Origin of the sequence: Mycobacterium sp., assembly GCF_019243155.1 — a bacterium.
Taxonomy (GTDB): domain Bacteria; phylum Actinomycetota; class Actinomycetes; order Mycobacteriales; family Mycobacteriaceae; genus Mycobacterium.
Genome location: NZ_JAFAUS010000090.1, coordinates 1 through 4184 on the forward strand (window position 1 = coordinate 1; position 4184 = coordinate 4184).

4 protein-coding genes and 1 pseudogene are annotated in these 4184 nt (G+C 68.1%); 3 read left to right on the forward strand and 2 right to left on the reverse strand.

The window, feature by feature from the left end; all coding sequences use genetic code 11:
- Positions 1-584: pseudogene (locus JOZ00_RS04560) on the reverse strand (cell division protein FtsK); the annotation flags it as partial.
- A gap of 167 nt (positions 585-751) precedes the next feature.
- Here JOZ00_RS04560 and JOZ00_RS04565 point away from each other — a divergent pair.
- Genes JOZ00_RS04565 through JOZ00_RS04575 form a run of 3 tightly spaced genes read left to right on the forward strand, consistent with a single transcriptional unit; the run spans position 752 to position 2778 of the window.
- Positions 752-1066 carry a putative quinol monooxygenase gene (locus JOZ00_RS04565; RefSeq protein ID WP_293340253.1) on the forward strand — a complete coding sequence of 105 codons (315 nt, stop codon included), beginning with the start codon at positions 752-754 and terminating at the stop codon, positions 1064-1066.
- A complete protein-coding gene (locus JOZ00_RS04570; protein WP_293340256.1) occupies positions 1066-1902 on the forward strand; it encodes a mycofactocin-coupled SDR family oxidoreductase in 837 nt (278 codons plus the stop codon). Before JOZ00_RS04565 ends, JOZ00_RS04570 begins: the two co-directional genes overlap by 1 nt.
- A 3-nt stretch (positions 1903-1905) precedes the next feature.
- Positions 1906-2778, forward strand: a complete 873-nt coding sequence (locus JOZ00_RS04575) for an SAM-dependent methyltransferase (protein WP_293340262.1) — start codon at positions 1906-1908, stop codon at positions 2776-2778.
- Positions 2779-2802: 24 nt separating this feature from the next.
- On the opposite strand, the gene JOZ00_RS04580 is transcribed toward JOZ00_RS04575, so the two are convergent.
- Positions 2803-4184 (reverse strand): ribonuclease J (locus JOZ00_RS04580; protein ID WP_293340259.1); only part of this gene is annotated, 1382 nt, incomplete at its 5' end.

Genomic DNA, 4184 nt, shown 5'->3' on the forward strand with positions numbered 1-4184 from the left:
CCCGCCGCGCGGCGCCGCGTCTCGGGGTCTTCCGGCGAACCGGACCACAAATGCCGCAGCCCGAGAACCGAAAGCGCGATCAGGCTGGCGCCCAGGATCAGTCGGGGTCGCGCGTCCGGGTTGGGCTCGGTCCGCATCAGCGTCACCGCCACCGCGGCGGTGATGACCGGGAGAGCCAGGACCCCGGCGCCGATGAAGGTGCGCAACAGCGTGTCGACCCACGCGCCCACCGGCCGCGCGGCGTCGAACCACGAGCTCGCGGCGACGACGACGGACACCGCCAGCAGCAGCAGCGCGATCCCGTCGCGACGATGCCTCGGCTCGATTTCGCGCGCCCGCCCGATCGACCGGGCCGCGCCGCCGGTACCCCTGGCCGCCATCAGCCAGGTGGCGCGCATGGCCCGCCCGCAGGTCAGCCCCGTGGCGACCAGCAGCGACTGGTTGCGTCGCTTGGCTGGCCTGCCGCCCCTTCCGCGGGGTGGCGCCGGCCGTTTGGGCCGGGACCCTCCTCGCGAAGTGGCCTTCGAATTGGCCCTAGACCTGCTCGTTCGGTTCCCGGAGCGGGCGACGGTCTTATTAGCCATGACGGCAAGAGTAGTCGCAACGGCATCATCAACACCACCCGCCACACTGGTAACGACCCCGGTTGTGAGCCACTTCGCGGGTCGGTCACCGGGACGCGTGAGTAGGGTGACAACCGGTGACCTAAGTCGTGCGCGTCACCCACCCCTATGCCCCAGGAGGACCCAGCATGCCCGTCGTCGTCGTCGCCACCATGACCGTCAAGCCCGAGTCGGTCGACACCGTCCGCGACATCCTCACGAACGCGGTTCAAGAGGTGCACGACGAGCCCGGCTGCCAGCTGTACTCGCTGCACCAGACCGGTGAGACCTTCGTCTTCGTCGAGCAGTGGGCCGACGAAGACGCGCTGAAGACGCACAGCACGGCTCCCGCGATCGGAAAGATGTTCGGCGCGGCCGGCGAGCACCTCGTCGGTGCGCCCGACATCAAGATGCTGCAGCCGATTCCGGCCGGCGACCAGGGCAAGGGACAGCTGCGACCGTAATGGGCACGCCAGCCGAAGGACCCCTGCAGGGGAAGGTCGCCTTCATCACCGGTGCGGCGCGCGGTCAGGGACGCGCGCACGCGGTGCGGCTGGCCGCCGACGGCGCGGACATCATCGCGGTCGACCTGTGCGACCAGATCGACAGCGTCCGCTATCCGCTGGCCACCGCCGAGGATCTCGCGGCCACCGTCAAGCTCGTCGAGGACACCGGTGCCCGCATCGTCGCCTCTCGCGGCGACGTCCGGGACCGGCAGTCGCTGTCGGCCGCACTGCAAGCGGGCCTCGACGAATTCGGCCGCCTCGACATCGTGGTGGCCAACGCCGGAATCGCTCCGATGCAATCCGGTGACGACGGCTGGCACGACGTCATCGACGTCAACCTCACCGGCGTCTACCACACCATCAAGGTCGCGGTGCCCGTCATGGTCGAGCAGGGCGACGGGGGGTCGATCGTGCTGATCAGTTCCGCGGCGGGGCTGGCCGGATTCGCGACCCCCGATGCGGGATCCATCGGGTACGCCGCCGCCAAGCACGGGATGGTCGGGTTGATGCGTGTGTACGCCAATCTTCTTGCGAGGGAGAACATCCGGGTCAACTCGATTCATCCCTCGGGCGTCGAAACCCCGATGATCAACAACGAGTTCACCCAGCAGTGGTTGATTCAGATGGCGGCCCGGAAGGACTCGCCGGGATTCGGTACGGGCAACGCGCTGCCGGTGGAGGTCCTGCAAGCCGATGACATCGCGAACGCGGTGGCATGGCTGGTGTCCGACCAGGCTCGCTACATCACGGGAGTGACGTTGCCGGTCGATGCGGGCTGCGTGAACAAGCGATAAATGATGGCTCCAAACCCCGCTGCGCAGACCGCTTTTGGACCGATGGTGCTGGCCGCCGTCGAGCAGAACGAACCGCCGGGCCGCCGCCTGGTCGACGACGACCTGGCCGCCCTGTTCTTGCCGGGGGCACTGCGGTGGCTGGTCGCCGCGACCCGGTGGGCGCCGGTCCGGCGCCTGATGATCCGCGGGTCGGAGTTCACCGGGCCCGGGTTGTGGGCGAATCTGGCCTGCCGCAAGCGTTTCATCGCCGACAAGCTGCGCGACGCCCTGGGTGGCATTGATGCGGTGGTGATCCTCGGGGCCGGACTGGACACCCGCGCCTACCTGCTGACGCGGCAGGTCCGCATCCCCGTCTTCGAGGTCGACCTGCCGATCAACATCGCCCGCAAGGCCGAGACGGTGCGACGGGTGCTGGGCGGCCCGCCGCTGTCGGTTCGGCTGGTGGCGTTGGACTTGGAGCGCGACGACCTGCTCACCTCGCTGGCCGAGCACGGCTACCACACCGAGTACCGGGCATTCTTCATCTGCGAGGGCGTGACCCAATACCTGAGCGAAGATACCGTTCGGCGCACGTTGGAAGGCTTGCGGGCCGCCGCGCCGGGCAGCCGATTGGTGTTCACCTACGTCCGCCGGGACTTCATCGAGGGCAAGAATCTGTACGGCACCCGGACGCTGTACCGCAACGTCAGGCAACGGAAGCAGTTGTGGCGCTTCGGCTTAGAACCCGACGACGTCGCAGCGTTCGTCGGCGAATACGGCTGGCGGCTGGTGGAGCAGGCCGGCCCCGACGAACTCTGCGAGCGTTACGTCGCGCCCACCGGCCGCAGCCTCAAGGCCTCGCAACTGGAATGGTCGGCTTACGCCGAAAAGCTCTAGCCGAGACGATCTAGCCCAAAAGATCTAGACCTCGATGACAGTCGGCACGATCATCGGCTGCCTGCGGTAGGTTTCGCCCACCCACTTGCCGACGGTGCGCCGCACGCATTGGGCGATCCGGCCCGGGTCCGTAACGTTCTCGGCGACAAGCGATTCCAGCTCTTCTTCGACCCTGCGCACGGCGGGTTCCAGCGCCTTGGGGTCCTCGGAGAACCCCCGCGAATACAGCTGTGGGGGCGCCACCGGTTTCCCGGTCCCGCGTGTGATCACCAGCGTCACCGCGACGAAGCCCGACGACAGAATGAGCCGCTCGCCCAGGGTGATATCGCCGACGTCGCCGTTGATCAGTCCGTCGACGAACATCTTGCCCACCGGGACCGCGCCCGCGATGGTGGCCTGGCCCGCGACGAGGTCGACGCTCACCCCGTTCTCGGCCAACAGGATTGACTCCTGGGGAACTCCGGTGCTGGCGGCCAGCTTGGCGTTGGCGCGCAGCATCCGCCATGTCCCGTGCACGGGCATCACATTGCGCGGCCGCACACCGTTGTACAGGAACAGCAGCTCGCCGGCGTAGGCGTGGCCCGAAACATGCACGCGGGCTTGGGCGTTGGTGACGACACGGGCGCCGATCTTGGCGAGCTCGTCGATGACGCCGTAGACCGCTTCCTCGTTGCCCGGGATCAGCGACGACGCCAGCACGATGAGATCACCCGCGGTCAGCGTGATGCTGCGGTGCTCGCCGCGCGACATCCGCGACAGCGCCGACATCGGCTCACCCTGGGTGCCGGTGGTGATCAGCACCACCCGTTCCGGCGCCATCATCTCGGCGGCGCCGATGTCGACCATGTCCGAGTCCGCGACTCGCAGGAATCCGAGTTCCCGGGCGATCCCCATGTTGCGCACCATGGACCGGCCGACGAACGATACCCGCCGGCCCAAAGCCACCGCGGCGTCGATGATTTGCTGCACCCGGTCGACGTTGGAGGCGAAGCACGCCACGATGACCCGGCCGTCGGCACCGCGGATCAAACGGTGCAGCGTCGGGCCCACCTCGCTTTCCGACGGCCCGACGCCGGGATGCTCGGCATTGGTTGAGTCGCACAGGAACAGGTCCACCCCGGCGTCGCCGAGCCGGGACATGCCGGGTAGGTCGGTCGGGCGGCCGTCCAGGGGAAGCTGGTCGAGCTTGATGTCACCGGTGTGCAGGACCGTTCCGGCACCGGTGTGCACGGCGATCGCCAGCGCGTCGGGGATGGAGTGATTGACGGCGAAGTACTGGCATTCGAACACGCCGTGACTGCTCTTCTGACCCTCGGCCACCTCCACGAACACCGGCTTGAGGCGGTGCTCGCGACACTTCGCGGCGACCAGCGCAAGCGTGAACTTCGAGCCGACGACCGGGATGT

Excerpts from the sequence above, each read along its gene's own strand:
- JOZ00_RS04565 (WP_293340253.1), top strand. The coding sequence starts at position 752 with ATGCCCGTCGTCGTCGTCGCCACCATGACCGTCAAGCCCGAGTCGGTC.
- JOZ00_RS04570 (WP_293340256.1), top strand. The coding sequence starts at position 1,066 with ATGGGCACGCCAGCCGAAGGACCCCTGCAGGGGAAGGTCGCCTTCATC.
- JOZ00_RS04575 (WP_293340262.1), top strand. The coding sequence starts at position 1,906 with ATGGCTCCAAACCCCGCTGCGCAGACCGCTTTTGGACCGATGGTGCTG.